The organism is Richelia intracellularis HH01, from assembly GCF_000350105.1.
In the GTDB taxonomy this organism is placed as follows: domain Bacteria; phylum Cyanobacteriota; class Cyanobacteriia; order Cyanobacteriales; family Nostocaceae; genus Richelia; species Richelia intracellularis.
This window is the reverse complement of record NZ_CAIY01000041.1, coordinates 1-1,177: the sequence shown is the minus strand read 5'-3', so window position 1 is coordinate 1,177 and position 1,177 is coordinate 1. Positions and strand designations below refer to the sequence as shown.

Sequence of the window (1,177 nt, the reverse complement as noted above, 5' to 3'; positions counted from 1 at the left end):
AGCTATTAGTAATAGTGCGAATTTAGGAGTAGTGACGAGTGGCGAAAGTGGTTTATTGGCCGATTTGTCTCAGGCTACGTCTGCGACGATTAATGCCATTAGGAATTCGTTCCAGATTCAGAGGTTATTGGAACGCGATGCGCGTGGTGGTACGCGATACACTGAAATCGTTCGCAGCCATTTTGGTGTTATTAGCCCTGATGCTAGGCTTCAACGTCCTGAGTATCTCGGTGGCGGTAGTGCTCCTATCACAGTTAACCCAATAGCACAGACCAGTGCGAGTACAGTTACTGGGTCTGATACGCCGTTGGGTGCGTTGGGTGCTGTGGGTACCGGTCTTGCTAACGGTCATGGTTTCAGCACTAGCTTTACTGAGCATGGTGTTATTCTTGGATTGGCTAGTGTGCGAGCAGACCTGACCTATCAGCAAGGGTTACACCGTATGTGGAGTCGTCAGACTCGTTATGATTTCTATTTCCCAGTTTTTGCGCATTTAGGTGAGCAAGCTGTGTTGAATAAAGAGATTTATTGCGATGGTACGGCAAACGATAGTGGCGTATTTGGTTATCAGGAGCGTTGGGCGGAATATCGTTATAAGCCGTCTCAAGTCACTGGTCTTATGCGCTCGACTTCGTCGGGTACATTAGATGCCTGGCATTTGGCACAGAATTTGGTTCATTGCCAACCCTTAACGCGTCGTTTATTGAGGATACACCTCCAGTAGAGCGAGTTGTTGCTGTCGGATCGGAAGCGAACGGTCAGCAATTTTTGTTTGACGCGTTTTTTGATATCAAGATGGCACGACCTATGCCGATGTACAGCGTGCCTGGTCTTGTGGATCATTTCTGATGTCAGAATTGAATATTCTGTATGACGATGCGGCGTTGTATAACGCTGCATATGGAGGTGGAAGTATGGGTTTTCCTTGGACTGCCGCGGCTACGTTAGCGGCAGGCGTTCTTGGCGGTCGTACGGCCGCCAGAGGACAGAGTGCGGCGAATGCCGCAAATGCGGCTATGGCCGCTAAACAGATGGATTTTCAAGAAAGAATGTCTAATACCGCGTATCAGCGGTCTGTTAAGGATTTGAAACAAGCTGGTTTAAATCCGATGTTGGCTGTTAAGAATGGGGGCGCAAGCTCCCCTTCTGGTTCGACAGCCGTAATGGGAAACGTCGG

1 pseudogene is annotated in these 1,177 nt (G+C 48.9%); it reads left to right on the top strand.

Annotated features, from left to right (window positions below):
• The first annotated feature begins 31 nt into the window (after positions 1-31).
• A pseudogene (locus RINTHH_RS04860) lies at positions 32-849 on the top strand (major capsid protein).
• Positions 850-1,177: the final 328 nt, after the last annotated feature.